Origin of the sequence: Marinithermofilum abyssi (assembly GCF_014641195.1) — a bacterium.
GTDB classification, from domain to species: domain Bacteria; phylum Bacillota; class Bacilli; order Thermoactinomycetales; family DSM-45169; genus Marinithermofilum; species Marinithermofilum abyssi.
This window is the reverse complement of the sequence record NZ_BMHQ01000002.1, coordinates 161,951-177,327: the sequence shown is the minus strand read 5'-3', so window position 1 is coordinate 177,327 and position 15,377 is coordinate 161,951. Positions and strand designations below refer to the sequence as shown.

Annotated in this window: 12 protein-coding genes; 10 read left to right on the top strand and 2 right to left on the bottom strand. The window is 53.0% G+C overall.

What is annotated here, in order from left to right:
• Positions 1–467: 467 nt before the first annotated feature.
• The 3 genes from aceB (at position 468) to bcaP (ending at position 5,232) form a co-directional block, all read left to right on the top strand.
• A complete protein-coding gene (gene aceB / locus IEW70_RS03055; protein ID WP_188646456.1) occupies positions 468–2,075 on the top strand; it encodes a malate synthase A in 1,608 nt (535 codons plus the stop codon).
• 53 nt (positions 2,076–2,128) lie between these two features.
• Complete coding sequence (aceA, locus tag IEW70_RS03050) at positions 2,129–3,409, top strand: isocitrate lyase (RefSeq protein WP_188646455.1); 1,281 nt, start codon at positions 2,129–2,131, stop codon at positions 3,407–3,409.
• Between the two features lie 389 nt (positions 3,410–3,798).
• Positions 3,799–5,232: a branched-chain amino acid transporter BcaP gene (gene bcaP, locus IEW70_RS03045; protein ID WP_188646454.1), complete on the top strand. Its 1,434-nt coding sequence runs from the start codon at positions 3,799–3,801 to the stop codon at positions 5,230–5,232.
• 155 nt (positions 5,233–5,387) lie between these two features.
• Here the strand turns inward: bcaP and IEW70_RS03040 are convergent, their stop codons facing one another.
• Both IEW70_RS03040 and IEW70_RS03035 read right to left on the bottom strand, forming a co-directional pair.
• A complete protein-coding gene (locus IEW70_RS03040) occupies positions 5,388–5,786 on the bottom strand; it encodes a hypothetical protein (RefSeq protein ID WP_188646453.1) in 399 nt (132 codons plus the stop codon).
• A gap of 338 nt (positions 5,787–6,124) precedes the next feature.
• A complete protein-coding gene (locus tag IEW70_RS03035) occupies positions 6,125–6,694 on the bottom strand; it encodes a PadR family transcriptional regulator (protein ID WP_188646452.1) in 570 nt (189 codons plus the stop codon).
• Between the two features lie 228 nt (positions 6,695–6,922).
• Here IEW70_RS03035 and IEW70_RS03030 point away from each other — a divergent pair, with 228 nt between their 5' ends.
• From IEW70_RS03030 to IEW70_RS03000, 7 genes are all read left to right on the top strand, one after another.
• Positions 6,923–10,081 (top strand): efflux RND transporter permease subunit, encoded by a 3,159-nt coding sequence (locus tag IEW70_RS03030; RefSeq protein ID WP_188646451.1) that lies wholly within the window; start codon positions 6,923–6,925, stop codon positions 10,079–10,081.
• 255 nt (positions 10,082–10,336) lie between these two features.
• Entirely contained in the window at positions 10,337–10,843 is a 507-nt protein-coding gene (locus IEW70_RS03025; RefSeq protein ID WP_188646450.1) for a DUF1572 family protein, read from the top strand.
• 351 nt (positions 10,844–11,194) lie between these two features.
• Positions 11,195–12,253, top strand: a complete 1,059-nt coding sequence (gene cobT / locus IEW70_RS03020) for a nicotinate-nucleotide--dimethylbenzimidazole phosphoribosyltransferase (RefSeq protein ID WP_188646449.1) — start codon at positions 11,195–11,197, stop codon at positions 12,251–12,253.
• An 85-nt stretch (positions 12,254–12,338) separates the two neighbouring features.
• The gene (gene cobD / locus IEW70_RS03015; protein WP_188646448.1) at positions 12,339–13,475 is read left to right on the top strand and encodes a threonine-phosphate decarboxylase CobD; all 1,137 of its coding nucleotides are present in this window, start codon (positions 12,339–12,341) and stop codon (positions 13,473–13,475) included.
• Positions 13,472–14,014 carry a bifunctional adenosylcobinamide kinase/adenosylcobinamide-phosphate guanylyltransferase gene (cobU, locus tag IEW70_RS03010; RefSeq protein WP_188646447.1) on the top strand — a complete coding sequence of 181 codons (543 nt, stop codon included), beginning with the start codon at positions 13,472–13,474 and terminating at the stop codon, positions 14,012–14,014. Before cobD ends, cobU begins: the two co-directional genes overlap by 4 nt.
• Complete coding sequence (cobS, locus tag IEW70_RS03005) at positions 14,011–14,751, top strand: adenosylcobinamide-GDP ribazoletransferase (protein WP_188646446.1); 741 nt, start codon at positions 14,011–14,013, stop codon at positions 14,749–14,751. The genes cobU and cobS overlap by 4 nt, the downstream gene beginning before the upstream one ends.
• Entirely contained in the window at positions 14,748–15,365 is a 618-nt protein-coding gene (locus IEW70_RS03000; RefSeq protein ID WP_188646445.1) for a histidine phosphatase family protein, read from the top strand. The genes cobS and IEW70_RS03000 overlap by 4 nt, the downstream gene beginning before the upstream one ends.
• Positions 15,366–15,377 lie beyond the last annotated feature (12 nt).

The following is a 15,377-nucleotide window of genomic DNA, read 5'->3' as shown; positions in this document are numbered from 1 at the left end:
AAAACAACTTAAACATGAGAGTCCGTTTTCCTTGTTTTGTTTTTGAACACTTTGTGAACTCATTATCATCCAAATATATACAAAGATTGGGGTTATCATACGAGGTGCAGATTAGAAAGATTACTTTCCGGATGAGGGTGCGCCCATTCATCCGACGTGGTGATCGGAAACCCGTGTATTTAGGCTAATGTTGGCAAGGGACGACGGGGAGAGGGGTTCGTAGTTCGGAGCGGATAGCATCGTAACTGTGATGTCGGAAAGGGAGCAATAGAGTCTGAAGACTAGTAAAGTCGTTCGTTTGTTATATTACAGAATACCGCTGTGCTGGGGATAGTACAAGGGCTGCAGCAGTTTTTTCGTGAATTGCGAAAAAAGTCTTGCCACTTTCGCCAAAACTGTACTATAATACATTACGAGTTATTTAATCTGTTTGAAACAGTTCAACAAAACCAAAGGAGTGTCGTCCTGTGACTACACCCACAACTGCCTATCCTTCCTATGTCAGCATCAAAGGCGAATTGACGGATTCCTTCAAGGAAATCCTGACACCCGACGCGCTGGCATTTGTGGCCAAGTTGACCCGAAAGTTTTCCGAAGAAAGGGAACGGCTGTTGCAATACAGGATGGATCGGCAACGGGAGATCGATGAGGGGAAATTGCCCGGTTTTTTGCCGGAAACGGAAGAGATTCGCAACCGTTCTTGGTCCGTCGATCCGGTTCCCTATGATTTGCAGGATCGGCGCGTGGAAATCACCGGACCGGCCGGCGATCGGAAAATGGTGATCCATGCGCTAAACTCGGGAGCTAAAGTGTTTATGGCAGACTTTGAGGATGCCAATTCCCCCACCTGGGAAAACACGATTCAAGGGCAAATCAATATGCGGGATGCCATCAACCGCCAAATCGACTTTACTAGCCCCCAGGGGAAGGAATACAAGCTAAAGGATCAGATCGCCACCTTGGTGGTACGTCCCAGAGGCTGGCATTTGGATGAAAAACATGTGGAAGTGGACGGAAAACCGGTGCCTGCGGGACTTTTCGACTTCGGACTCTATTTCTTTCACAATGCAAAAACCTTGTTGCATAATGGATCAGGACCTTATTTCTATCTTCCGAAAATGGAAAGTCACCGTGAAGCCCGCCTGTGGAACGATGTCTTTCTCTTTGCACAGGAGGAGCTGAAGATTAAACGGGGTACGATCAAGGCGACGGTGCTGATCGAAACCATCCTGGCCGCATTTGAAATGAATGAAATTCTCTATGAGCTGCGGGAACATTCCGCCGGACTCAACTGCGGGCGATGGGATTACATCTTCAGTTATCTGAAGCGGCTGCGCAACCGTCCCGATGTGATTCTGCCCGACCGCTCCCAGGTAACCATGACGGTTCCGTTCATGCGCGTGTATACCTTGCTGGCGGTGCAGACGTGTCACCGGCGCAATGTTCACTGTATCGGCGGCATGGCTGCGCAGATCCCGGTCAAGAACGACCCGGAAGCCAATGAAGCGGCCATTGCCAAAGTGCGGGCAGACAAGGAGCGGGAGGCTTTGGACGGCCACGACGGCACCTGGGTAGCGCATCCGGCGCTGGTGCCGGTGGCAAAAGACATCTTTGATAAGCATATGGTCGGTCAAAACCAGATCGATAAAAAGCGCGGCGATGTGAACGTGTCCGCTGAAGACCTGCTTCGGGTACCGGTAGGGACTATCACGGAAGAAGGGTTGCGCAACAATGTAAGCGTCGGCATTCAGTACATCGAAGCGTGGCTTCGGGGTTATGGTGCCGTGGGAATCAACCATTTGATGGAGGATGCGGCGACGGCGGAAATTTCCCGGGCTCAGGTATGGCAATGGATTCGTCATCCCAAAGGGCGGTTGGAAGACGGCCGCGAGGTGACGGAAGAACTGTTTCGGCAAGTATTAAAAGAAGAGTTGGAGAGAATCAAAGGAGCCATCGGAGAAGAGCGGTTTGAGCAAGGGAAATTTGACGAGGCCTCCGAGCTGTTTTCAGAATTGACATTACAGGATGAATTTGTGGAATTTTTGACGTTGCCGGGCTACGAACGGTTGGCTTGACGAGGTCTCTGGGTAAGGGCCGCAACATATAAAAAGAAAGGGAGAGAATCAATATGATCGATCAACAGGAAGCGAAACAGCTGCAGGAGTCCTGGGAAAAAGACGAACGCTGGAAAGGGATTGAACGCCCCTACAGTCCGGAGGATGTGCTACGTCTCCGGGGGTCTATCCAGATTGAACACACCCTGGCGCGCAAAGGGGCGGAGCGCCTCTGGAACTTGCTTCATACGGAACATCATGTGAAAGCATTGGGTGCACTGACCGGAAACCAGGCGGTTCAACAGGTGAAAGCCGGATTGAAAGCCATTTACCTCAGCGGCTGGCAAGTGGCTGCAGATGCCAACCTGGCTGGTCAGATGTACCCCGATCAAAGCCTGTACCCGGCCAACAGTGTGCCTCATGTAGTCAAGCGGATCAACCAGGCGTTGCAACGGGCGGACCAGATCGAGCATGCCGAAGGGAAAAACGATACGTACTGGTTTGCTCCCATTGTAGCGGATGCCGAAGCTGGTTTTGGCGGACCGCTCAATGTGTTTGAGCTGATGAAAGGGATGATCGAGGCGGGAGCTGCCGGAGTACATTTTGAGGATCAGTTGGCATCCGAGAAAAAGTGCGGGCACCTGGGCGGAAAAGTGTTGATCCCGACGCAGCAAGCCGTGCGCAACCTGATCGCGGCACGGCTGGCGGCCGATGTGATGGGCGTTCCTACCATTCTGATCGCCCGTACCGATGCCAATGCGGCGGAGTTGATCACCAGTGATGTGGATCCCTATGATCATCCGTTCCTGACGGGTGACCGGACGCCAGAAGGTTTCTACCGGCAGAAGAGTGGACTGGAGACGGCGATTGCCCGAGGATTGGCTTACGCACCGTATGCGGACCTGATCTGGTGCGAAACCTCCGAGCCCAATTTGGATGAAGCGCGCCGCTTTGCAGAAGCGATCCATGAGAAGTTCCCCGGCAAAATGCTGGCATACAACTGCTCTCCTTCGTTCAACTGGAAGAAGAAGTTGGATGATGAAACCATCGCCAAGTTCCAAGATGAATTGGGAGAAATGGGCTACAAGTTCCAATTTATCACCCTGGCCGGCTTCCACACTCTCAACAACAGCATGTTCGAATTGGCCCACGGGTACAAAGATCGGGGGATGGCAGCCTACTCCGAGTTGCAGCAAAGGGAATTTGCCAACGAATCCATCGGCTACACAGCCACCCGTCACCAGCGGGAAGTGGGTACCGGTTACTTCGATGAAGTTTCCATGGTCATCTCCGGCGGTGCTTCCTCCACCACAGCTCTCAAAGGCTCTACGGAAGAAGAGCAGTTTACCGCCTGATCCTTGCCTGGGACGGAGCATGAGACCAAGAAGGATTTCACTGCTTGAACAAGAAGGTTGGTTCTCCATCCGATTGCGTGGATGGAGATGGTTGAGCCGCCCCGTCCGAGCCGACGGGCGGGGTGGAAAGCGGGTTCAAACGGGAGTACATGCTACCATGGCGGCATCCTTCAGGGGATGCCTTTTTTTGGCTTGTGAAATCTAATTTTCACCTGGAGGAAAAGAGATACGACTTGTGGAATATAAATGAGGAATATATAAATCATTATGAACATTCCGGCTTATGGGGGGTGGAAAGGGTGTAAGCGAATAATCGAAATTGACAAAATATTAATGAAATCGGTGTGTCACTACTTTCTTCTCAAGGGGAAGATCAAGGGGGAGTCACGATGGGTCAACCTGTAAAGACATTGCCCACTAAAGGTTCGGGCAGTTTGTTCCGCAAAAAAAGCGTGGCGGAGTTAATCGCAAGTACGCAGACAGGGAGAACGCTGCGTAGGGAGTTGTCCGCCTGGGACCTTACCATGTTGGGGATCGGGGCTATTATCGGTACGGGTATTTTCGTTTTGACCGGAGTAGGATCCCTGACCGCAGGTCCGGGTCTGATTTTATCTTTTGTTTTAGCCGGTTTGGCTTGTGCTTTTGCCGCCTTTGCCTACGCCGAATTTGCTTCTACAGTGCCCGTATCGGGATCGGCGTACACTTACAGCTATGCGACATTGGGTGAGTTTTTCGCTTGGATGATCGGGTGGGATCTAATTTTGGAATATATGTTGGCCGTTAGTGCCGTGTCAGCGGGATGGTCGGGATATTTCAAATCCTTGTTGGCGGGTTTTGGCATCGAGATCCCTACCGCCCTCTCCGCCGCTCCAGGGGCATTGGATGGGCAAACCACTTACTTCAACCTTCCTGCCTTTTTGATCGTGATGTTCTTGACCTTCCTGTTATCCATCGGGATCAAGGAATCCAAACGGGTCAACAACATCATGGTGATCGTCAAATTGGCTGTGGTGGTTCTGTTTATCGCAGTCGCGTTCGGTTATGTGAAGCCGGCAAACTGGGAGCCCTTTACTCCTTTTGGATTCTCGGGTGTGTTCCAAGCAGCGGCATTGGTTTTCTTTGCTTACGTGGGCTTTGATGCCGTTTCTTCGGCTGCGGAAGAAACGCGCAATCCCAGCAAAGATTTGCCCAAAGGTATTTTGTATTCCCTGGGGATTTGTACGTTGCTATATGTGATCATGTCCGGGTTGATGACCGGGATGGTGCATTACAGCTCCTTTAAGGGACATGAAGACAGCCCCGTGGCATATGCACTGAGTGTTACGGGTCAGGATTGGCTGGTCGGTCTGATCAGTCTGGGGGCCATTGTGGGGATGACGACGGTGATGTTGGTGATGTTGTACGGACAGACCCGGATCATCTTTGCCATGTCCCGCGACGGGCTGTTGCCCAAAGGCCTTTCCAACATTCATGAAAAGTACCGCACCCCTTACGGGACGACGTGGTTGGTCGGCTTGCTATCCGGTTTGCTCGGGGCATTGGTTCCGTTGAACGAGCTGGCGGAGCTGGTCAATCTCGGTACCCTGGCCGCCTTCATCATGATTTCGGTCGCCGTGATCGTGCTGCGGAAAACCCGCCCCGATCTGGAGCGGAAGTTCCGCTGTCCGGCGGTGCCGATCGTACCCGGCCTGGCTGTTGTGTTTTGCCTTTTCCTGATGAGCCAGTTGCCGGCGCTGACTTGGGGACGCTTTTTGATCTGGCTGGGAATCGGTTTACTGATCTACTTTGTCTATTCCCGCCGCAATGCCAGTTTGAATCAGTGATGAAGAAAAGCCCGGATGCCGTTGAGGCTCCGGGCTTTTTTTCGTTTTTTACGGGGAGACTTCCTTCATTTCGTCCTCCGTGATGGAATACTCGGCATCGATCTCTTCCTGAGAGGTGCCTTCCTGCTTAAAGTCAATCACTCTCCACTCGCCGTTCACTTTCTGCAGGGAGATGATGAATTGTCCATGTCTTCCGGTCGATAGAGAAGGACTTTCTGGTGATCGTCGAAGGACGATACCGTGTATAGGCGCAGGCTGCTTTCCTTGACGTCATCGGGATCGGTTTTTGCATCCTGGACGGCTTCCATCAATCTTTCCAAAGGATCTTTCATGTCGCTGTCGTCCATGCTCAGCAACGCTTTGGCTGGATCGTACTCGTGGTTGACATCGACTGCCTGGAAAAGTCCCAGGCGGTCTCTTCGGCGTCCGAGAGAGAAGAGCCGAAGATAGCAGCGGACAAAACAATCGGAAGAAGAGGGGTGGAGAGGAGTGCGATTTTCTATTGCAACAGACAGGGCAAGAGGAACCGCAAGTAACGTTTTGAGACTCCACACGGCTTCAGCCGTGGGATTCTTGGGTAGTTAGCGCCCTCAGTCCATTTCTGTTTCGGACAACTCCCAAGTTCAGGGCTGTCTCATCAGCCCATCCCATGCAGTTAGAAATGTACCCGCATGGGCGGCGTACCTGCGACCAACGGAAGTGCCCGTGGTATTACCAGTACGCTAGTTCCTCCATCTCACTCTCATGGTTTTACCCAGTAGGAGAGATTGGTTCGCTACTGGAACCCCATACCATGACGTTTACAAGGAACGTACCCACTACCCGTGGGATGAGCACCGCTCATACGTTCGATTATACCCGGTATTGGTTGCTCTTTCCACCCGAAAATGGCTTACTCAGTGGAAGCGCGCTCTTCTTTTTCCTTCATCCGGCGCAGGACATCGATGGCCCAATCGCACCATTCTATCCAGTTTTTCGCAAAACGGACGCCGAAAGCGGAAGTGAGGTATTCCCCCAGCTGTTCTTTTGAAGGCAGCCCGTCATTGGTAAATCGCTCTTCCCGCCACATTTGCGTGCCTTCCAGAATGTTTTGATAGGTTATTTTACTTTTTTCCAACAGCTGAATGGCTTCGTTATAGGGTATCAGGTGGAAGATGGAGACTCTGAGGAAAAAGTCATTCTTTATACTGGGTGGTTTCGGCGGTTCTTCCAACAGCCAATGGAGCAGCTCCTCCATCCCTTTTTTTTGGATGGTATAGATTTTTTTATCCGGGTACTCTTTTTGTTTGACGATCTGGGATGTCACCAGATTATCCACTTCCATCTTGGCCAGTTCCCGGTAGATCTGCGTGTGGTGAGCGTGCCAAAAGTAGATCATCTTTTCCTTAAATTGCTGATTTAACTCATAACCCGTTGCGGGAGATTTGGACAACAAGCCTAATAAAGCATAGCGCAATGCCATCGACACGACTTCCTTTCAGGATAGTTCCTCTTTCAGTTTACCGGAGGATAGGGTCCGGGACAAATGTATATGAACAAATTGCGTCAGCTGAAAGAAATTGTTGCCTCCCGATGCATTCGCTTATATAATACCTTTGCGTATGTGAAAATGCACACGCAAGAGAAACCTGTACAAAAAATTGACAATCGTCGGGAAACCTAGAGAAATAAGAAAGGATGGCAGGCGGAGATGAATTTTCTTACCCGTTTCAGTTTGAAAAACCCTGTCGCGATTCTCATCCTGTCGGTTTTGCTGATTATCGCGGGGACATTTTCGTTTCAGGCGCTCAAAGTGGATATGCTGCCGGATATCGAGTTTCCACAAATTTCCGTACAGGTTGTGTATCCGGGAGCTTCACCCCAGGATGTGAATGAACAGGTAACCAGCAAGCTGGAGAAGGAATTTGAAAAGATCAACGGGGTCAAGAAAATGGACAGCTCGTCCTTTGACAGCAGTGCCGTGATTAACATGGAGTTCCCTTTCCACACCGATATGGACAAAGTGGAGCAGGACATCCAGTCCAAAGTGGAGGAGGCAGAACTACCCGATGACGCGGATGTGAAAATAAACCGGTTCTCCTTCGGAACATTCCCGATCTACAATATTTCCCTTTTTGCCAAAGGCGATACCGATGTTCAAAAGGTATTTGAAAGAGAGATCGAGCCCCGTCTCTCCAAAGTTCCCGGGGTAAACAGCGTATCCGTGGGCGGCACCAAGGAACAAGCGGTGAAGATTACCCTGGATAAGGAGAAGGCTGCTCAAAAAGGCGTTACCCTGCAACAGGTGAAGCAGGCGATCGAAAACAAAGCGATCTCCTTTCCTGCCGGTTCGGTGAAGGATGGCAGCATCGAAGTGCCGGTTCGGGTGGAGGAGAAACTGGATACAGTAGATGAGCTGAAATCCCTCACCGTAAGCGGTTCTTCAGGAGCCGGTCAAGGAACGCCGGGCGCGCCAGCTCCAGGTGAACCCGGCGGTGCCGGTGCTAAGGGACCGGGTGCTCCCAGCGGGATAAATGGGGCTTTGGGTGCCCAGGGCGGTGCAGCGGCTGCTCCGGCTTCTGCCGGCGATGTGAAGTTGGGGGAGATTGCCAAAGTAGAGACGGCATCCCAGCAAGATGATTACACCAGGTTTAACGGGAAAACGTCTCTTTCCGTCGCCGTGACAAAAAAACAGGGAGCCAACACAGTTGAAGTAGCGGACAAAGTGATTCAGGTATTAAAGGATTACGATGACCAGGTAGACTACTCCATCGGTTTTGATCAAGCCAAGGATATTAAAAAATCGGTGGAAACCCTGGTTCGGGAAGGATTGTTCGGAGCCCTTTTCGCTTCGTTGGCGGTGCTGTTGTTCTTGCGCAACCTGCGGGCCACCATCATTGCCATCATTTCTATTCCCTTGTCCCTGCTTGTAGCGGCGATCTTCCTGCAACGGCTGGATATCACGTTGAACATCATGACTCTGGGCGGAATGGCAGTGGCTGTCGGTCGAGTAGTGGATGACAGCATCGTAGTGATCGAAAATATTTTCCGGCGCATTCGGCAAGGAAAGGGGTCGGAAAACCGGGATGAGCTGGCAGTGGAATCCACCCGGGAAGTGCTGAAGGCGATTGTGTCATCCACCATTACGACGGCGGTGGTCTTCCTGCCCCTCGGATTTGTCGGCGGGATTACGGGAGAATTCTTCCGGCCTTTTGCCATCACCGTAGTGGTAGCCCTGTTCGCCTCGCTGCTGGTGGCAGTCACGGTGGTCCCCATCCTGGGCAAATTCTCCTTCGACAAGGTGGGGCGGGAACATCAGGAAGGCTGGATGCAGCGAGCCTATGCCCGGGTGATCCGGTCTGCGTTGAACCATAAGTTCCTGGTGGTGTTTACCTCATTGGCGTTGCTAGTAGGATCGATGGCCCTGGTGCCGAGTCTGGGCTTTACCTTCCTGCCGAATGAACAGCAAAAAACCATTATCGGGACGGTGGAGCTCCCTTCCGCCACCACGCTGCAAAAAACCAATGAGGTATCGCGAAAGATCGAGAACGTATTTGAGAACCGAAAAGGAATCAAGTCCGTCACAGTTGGCGTGGGCAGCCGGGACTTTCGAACCGGGTTGGAAAAGAAAAACCAGGGCAACTACTTTATCAGTTTGAACGAAGGCGTCGATGTCGACCGGGAGATCAAGACGCTGGACTCGGAGATCAAAGATGTCCTGAAAGAGAACCATGCGAAAGGTGTCGTTTCCCTGCAGGAGCTGAAAGCCGGCGGGCCGCCGACGAACAACAATGTGGATATCGACTTGTACTCCAATAATCTGGACTCACTCCAAACTGCGGCTGCTCGTGTGGAGAAATATATGAAGACACGGGACGATGTGAAGGACATCACCAACAACCTCCAGGAAAAACAACGGCAGTGGGTCGTCCAGATCGATCCGGAAAAAGCATCGGAAGCGGGGGTGGCTTCCTCCACGGTGCTCGGATTGGTAGCGGATCAAACCAAACCGGTGGATGTGGAAGATCTCAAGCTGGACGGCAAAGAGCGGAATATCCGTATCATATACGATAAACCCGCGGATTCCCGCCAAGACCTAGAAGATCTGCGCGTGCCGGGCAAAAAGGGGATGATTCCTCTCTCCAGCATCGCGGATGTGAAGGAAGCGGAAAAGGTTACTTCCATTCAAAAGCTGAACGGCAAAGTATATGCACAAGTCAGCGGTCAAGTGAAAGGGGACAACACCCAACAGGTGACCGAGGCTGTCATCCAAGGGGTCAAACAACAGGTAGATCTGCCAGATGATGTTTCTCTGGATGCCGGAGGTGGCTCTGAGGAAACGGAGCAAACCTTCAAGGAGTTGGGCCTGGCGATTATTGTCGCCATCGGGCTGGTTTATCTGACGATGCTGGTCACCTTTGGCAAAGCCCGGATTCCCTTTATCATTCTTTCGTCGCTCCTCTTTGTTCCTGTGGGAGCGATCGGAGGACTTTACATTGCGGGAGAGCCGCTGTCCATCAGCGCGATGATCGGCGTTTTGATGCTGATCGGCATTGTGACGACGAATGCCATCGTGTTGGTAGACCGTGTGGGGCAAAACCAAGACAAAGGCATGACCCTGCGAGAAGCGTTGATGGAAGCAGGCAAAACCCGTCTGCGTCCGATTCTCATGACAGCATTCGCTACGATTGCAGCCTTGCTGCCCCTGGCTTTCACCACCTCTTCCGGAACTTTGATCTCTAAAGGACTGGCTGTGGTGGTAATCGGAGGGCTTACCACTTCCACATTGTTGACCTTGGTGATTATCCCGGTGTTGTATGAACTTTTCTTCCTACGCCGGGTGAAAAAGGAACAAGTAGTTCAGGCGTAGGGATGGATCAAGGAGAAAAACCCAGCTATCCAACAAGATTGGAAGCTGGGTTTGTTTTATGCGGTTTCTTTCATTCTCTTTTTTCTTTTTCTCCGCGATTTCTAAACGGTGGAGCCCGCTTATCTATCATTTTCGCCATGATTTTGGGTTAGGGAAAGAATGGGGGATGTCCTTTCGGTCAGAGAATCAGCGACAGGAAAACAGCGGAGGACAAAACGAATGATGCAATGGAAAAACGAAGCGGGGGGTAGTTAGGTGAGGCTGGGAGAAGAATTTTTGCAAGTCACCATCCGGGAGTTTGAGAAATTGAAAGACACGGGAGAACGGACGATGGCCCAGTTGGATGAGCGGGAGCTGCACTGGCGTCCCCATGCGGAGTCCAACAGCATTGTCGTCATCGTCCAGCATCTTGCAGGCAACATGATTTCCCGCTGGACGGATTTTTTGACCAGTGATGGGGAAAAGCCCGATCGAAACCGGGAGGAGGAGTTCGTGGAACGATCCTGGTCTAGGGAAGAATTGCTGCGTTTGTGGGAAGAAGGATGGCAAGTCACATTGGGTACTTTGCGTTCCCTTAAAACAGAGGATCTGGAACGAACCGTGACGATCCGAAACGAACCGCATACGGTTATACAGGCTGTTCAACGGCAACTGGCGCACTATGCCTTCCACGTAGGGCAGATGGTGGTTCTGGCCCGGCAGATCAAAGGTGCTACCTGGAAAACCCTAAGTATACCAAGGGAAGGATCGGAAGCTTTTTAACCAGAAGATGCGGGAACGGTACTCCAAGTAGGGCCCCTTTCGAGGGGCCGAGACTGCTGACAAAATTTTTTGACATGAGCTGAAGAACTCTTTTGCCTGAGCAGCGACTTTTGAGGAAAGGTAGCAACGGGCAAAGAGTCGAAGTGATCATAAAGTTTTGTCATGAATCTGGGGCCAGAGATCGGAGACGGCCACACAGGATCGGCCCCCCTAAAACAAGTGATCCAGACAGACCCGAGTCAATATATGACGGATAAACGGCAGAATCGGACCTGTTCACATAGGATGATAGATGACAAAATAGGAGAGTAGAATAAACAAGGGGACCTATAGCGTAAGGAGGATGTATCTATGAATTGGGAAGAGTTATCTGCCCATTTACAAAACCTTCCGACTCCCGATCCCCGCTTTGCCAAACGGATGCAAGAGCGGTTGGACAGCTTGGCTAAACCGAAAGGCAGCTTGGGCCGGTTGGAAGAGATGGCTGTTCGGTTGGCTGGGATTACAGCATCCACCCAACCGGAGATGGTACATAAACGGGTGGTCGTTTTCTGCGGCGATCATGGCGTAACGGAGGAAGGGGTGAGTGCCTATCCTTCGGAAGTGACGGGTTGGATGATGGAGACTTTTGCCCGTGGACAAGCTGCGATCAATGTGCTGGCACGTCAAGCCGGGGCGGAAGTGAAAGTGGTTGATGTAGGGAGTAAGGCAGACCGGGTACCGAAAGGGGTCGTCAATGTCCGGGTGCGTCCAGGTACAGCCAATATGGCCCGAGGACCGGCCATGAGCCGGGCGGAAGCGGAACAAGCCTTGGCCGTCGGTTGGAAGCAAGCGGAGACAGCAAAAGAGCAGGGCGTACAACTGTTGGCCGCCGGGGAGATGGGCATAGGCAATACCACAGCGGCTGCAGCGGTGGCAGCCGTGTTGACTCAGCGGGATGCGACGACATTGACAGGGATGGGAACCGGCTTGGGTGACCAGGGGGTCCGACGCAAAGCGGCAGTGATTCTGCAAAGCTTGCGTATCAACCAGCCGGATTCCTCTGATCCGATGGATGTTCTGGCCAAGGTAGGTGGACTGGAAATCGCTGCGATGGCGGGATTTATGCTGGGAGCAGCGTTTTATCGGATTCCCGTGGTGATCGACGGCCTGATTTCTTCTGTGGCTGCTTTGGCAGCGGTACATATGGCACCGCAGGTCAGGGAAATATTGTTTGCTTCTCATTTGTCAGTAGAACCGGCGCACGGGATCGTGTTGGAAAAGTTGGGCCTTACTCCTCTGCTGGACGCCGAGATGCGGCTGGGAGAAGGAAGCGGGGCCGTGTTGGCATTTCCTTTGATGGATGCGGCACTTCGTTTATCGCAGGAGATGGCCTTGCTCTCGGAACTGGGCATTCATTCGCAATCCTAGACTCATAGGATCGGTTATCCGTCAGGTGGGGAAAGGCATCATCAGATTAATAATATAAAAAACGGCTGGAAAGGACGGGGTGAGATTGAATAGATTGGAGCAGTTTGGTCATGGAGGTGACCGGTGGACAGCCGGGGAACGGTTTGGGATCCACCCGGCGGACTTTGTGGATTTCAGTGCCAATATCAATCCGTTGGGGCCGCCGGAGTCGGTGGTCCATTTGCTGCAGGAAGCGTTAAAGGATTCGGGCGTACCGCTGTTGTCCCAATATCCGGATCCGGACTGCCGCGGACTGCGACAAGCCTTGGCAGAAAAGTTGGATGTAGAACCGGAGTATCTGGCGGTGGGCAATGGCGGCGCTGAGTGGATCGATTTGGCCGCGGCGGTTTTTCAACCCGATCGGGTGGGACTCATGCTCCCTTCTTTCGCTGAATATGCTGCTGCTGCCGAAAAAAGAGGCCTGCCGATCGTGACGGCCACCGTCAATCCCCAGCGGGGTTGGCAGCCGGACAGGAGGCAGCTGCTGCAGCTGATTCACCGTTCGGATCTGGTTTATCTCGGTCATCCCAACAATCCGACAGGCACCTTGTTGCCGTTGGCGTTGCTGGAAGAGGCAGCGGAAGAAGCCGCACAGGCGGGAACCGTGCTGGTGGTGGATGAAGCTTTTTTGGACTTTGTGGAACACGGGGAGCAACATTCGTTGATCCGGCGGATTTCCGTGTTTCCGACGACGGTATTGCTCCGATCCATGACCAAATTTTATGCGCTCCCCGGGCTGCGCCTCGGGTTTGCCGTCTCCCATCCGGATAACATTCGACGCTTGCGGCAGTACCAGATTCCCTGGAGTGTCAACGGGTTGGCACAAGCGGCGGGAGTGGCGGCACTGAAAGACCGTGATTTTGAAAAAAGAACCCGCACATGGCTTACTGAGGAGCGGTCATTTTTGCTGCGGGAGCTGGATCAACTGGATGGAGTGGAAGTTTTTCCTGGTGAGGTCAACTATTTTCTCCTCAAACTGGCGGATCAACCCCGTGGACGATTTACGGCCCAATGGCTTCAGGAGCGGATGGGAAGGCAAGGCATTATGATCCGGGATTGTTCCACGTATTCCGGCTTGGATGAACGGTATGTACGGGTGGCGGTCCGGTCCCGAGAGGAGAACCGACGGTTGGTAGAAGCTCTTCGGCGCGTTCTGGGAAGAGTGGGGGTGGATCAGCGGTGATTTGTTTGGTGACGGGGGGCATCCGTTCCGGCAAAAGCCGGTTCGCTGAAGAGAAGTGTCTCAAAATGGCGGAAGGGAAGCCGGTCGTCTATGTGGCAACCGGATTGGCGAAGGACGGGGAGATGAAACGGAGAGTGGAGCTTCATCAAAGCCGTCGCCCCCGGGATTGGGGACTGGTGGAGGAGCCTCTCCGCTTGGTGGAGTGCTTCCGCAATGAACGGGAAAAACCTTGCTTTTTGGTGGATGATCTGTCCACCTGGGTGGCCAATTTCCTGTTGGAGCAATCCGAAGAGGCTTTGGAATCGGACCGAGGCGAATTTGAGGAACAGATGCAGGAGGAAGCGGAAAAGCTGATCGCGAGTTTGCAAGGGAAAGACGCTGTACTGGTTACGTCCGAGGTGGGATTGGGAGGGGTGTCTCCCAACAAAATGGCCCGCGTGTTCCAGGATGCACTGGGAACCGTCAATCAAACAGTAGCACGTTCGGCAGATGAAGTATGGTTGGTCGCTTCCGGCATTCCCAGGAGGTTGAAAGGATGAAGCCATTGTGGGCAGCGATTACCTTTTTGACACGCATTCCCGTTCCGATCAGGGTGGATGAAGCCGCTTGGCGAAACAGTCCGGTCTATTACCCGCTGGTTGGACTGATCGTTGGAGGTTTGGCAGCCGCTTTCGACTGGGGGATTGCTTCTCATTTCCCCCCTTGGGTGCGCGGGGTGCTGGTGATTGGATGGTGGGTTTTAATCACGGGCGGCTTGCATATGGACGGTCTCATGGATACGGCTGACGGGTTGGGTTCTTATCGGAACCGGGAGAGAATGCTGGAGATTATGAAAGACAGCCGGATCGGAGCGATGGGTGTATTGGCGGCGATTTTTCTAATTTTCATCAAAGTATCTGTAGCGGCATCGGTGCCTTTGTCCGCCTCGCTGGCGGCGCCGCTGATCCTGGCCCCGGTATGGGGACGGTTTGCGTTGGTGTGGGCGCTGGCTGGATATCCCTACTTACGGGAAAAAGGGATGGGAACCGGGCTTCATGTTACACGATCCAGCTGGCTGATCGCATTTCTGTTTTCGTTGGGGTTGACATGGGTGATCGTTGGTGTTTCCGGCGGGGTTCTTGCTTTGGCTGCGATCGCGATGACGGCGCTGTTTTGTGCTTGGGTTACCCGACGTTTGGGCGGGTTGACCGGGGATGTATACGGGGCGTTGGTGGAGATCGTGGAGACAGTAGTCCTTCTTACCTGGCTCGGCTGGATGCGGGGGAATGGCCTATGAAGTGGATTTGGATTCGGCATGGAGAAACAATAGCTAATCGGACCAAGCGGTATTGCGGACACTGGGATCTGCCGCTGTTGCGGGACGGAGAAATTCGGGTCCAGGAGACAGCCTGCCAGTGGAAGGGTTGGGTGGACCGTCTGGTGACCAGCGACCTGAGACGGTGCATGGATACCGCACGCATTTGGCACAAGCGCTTTCCCTCTGCTTCATGGAGCGTGCGTCCGGAGCTACGGGAGCTTGGTTTCGGGGAGTGGGAAGGGCTAACTTTTGATGAAATCCAGCAACAGGATCCCAACGGGTTGCAGCGTTGGTTGGATGATCCGGAGCAGCAGTCCCCACCCGGAGGGGAAAGTGTGAAGCAAATGTGCCAGCGCTTGGCCGCATGGCTGCATGAGGAGAGAACATCCGGAAAAGCGGACGAGACAGTTGCTGTCATCACCCACGGAGGACCGATCCGTTGGTTTTTGTCATGGGAGGTGAGGCAAGCACCCCATACCTTTTGGGAGGATCAGATTCCGCCGGGCGGTTGGGTGGCTGTAGAGGACACAGGACGCGGGTGGCGTGTGGCAGCTTGGTCTGAGGATGTAAAGGTCAAGGACGATAAGGAGTGAAGCGGGCGGTGA